The organism is Syntrophomonas sp. UBA1041 (assembly GCF_002316705.1).
GTDB lineage: Bacteria > Bacillota > Syntrophomonadia > Syntrophomonadales > Syntrophomonadaceae > DTU019.
On sequence record NZ_DCEA01000095.1, the window covers coordinates 21,572 to 22,236 of the forward strand.

Below are 665 nucleotides of genomic sequence, written 5' to 3' on the forward strand. Positions count from 1 at the left end.
GCAATACCGAGGAATATTAAGGCGTTGATGAATATCTAAAGCTTCCGCCAAATTATCTGCCGTGGTAAGATATAATTAAGCGGTAACCGCGAAATAAAAACTGAAGATTATCTGGTGAAAAATACTATGATTGCACATCTTGGAGAACTGGCTGCATTAGGTACCGCCCTCTGCTGGACATTTAATTCCATGGCATACGAGGCCGCTGGGAAAAAGGTGGGGTCTTTATCCGTCAATTACCTAAGGCTCCCCGTGGCTTTCCTGCTATGTAGTGTTGGCGCATTTGTTACAAGGGGCTTCATTTTGCCAACCGATGCGTCTGGGCATACTTGGGTCTGGTTGTTAATTTCGGGTCTGCTGGGCTTTGTGTTAGGGGATATCTTTCTGTTTGAGGCCTATGTTCAGATCGGTTCGAGAATATCACTTTTGATCATGTCGGCCTCTCCGCCCCTGGCTGCCCTGATGGGTTTTCTGCTTTTGGGGGAAAAAATATCGGTTCTAGGTTTGGCAGGGATATTTCTGACCATGGCTGGCATCAGCTTGGTAATACTCAATAGAAACCCTCATGAAAAAAAGGTACACTTTAATCGGCCGGTTAAGGGCATTTTGTACGCTTCCCTTGGAGCATTAGGACAGGCATTGGGCCTTATTTTCAGCAAGTACGG

1 protein-coding gene is annotated in these 665 nt (G+C 46.0%); it reads left to right on the forward strand.

What is annotated here, in order from left to right; all coding sequences use genetic code 11:
• Window positions 1-126 precede the first annotated feature (126 nt).
• On the forward strand, window positions 127-665 hold a 539-nt coding region (locus B2633_RS14050; protein ID WP_483171363.1), incomplete at its 3' end, for a DMT family transporter.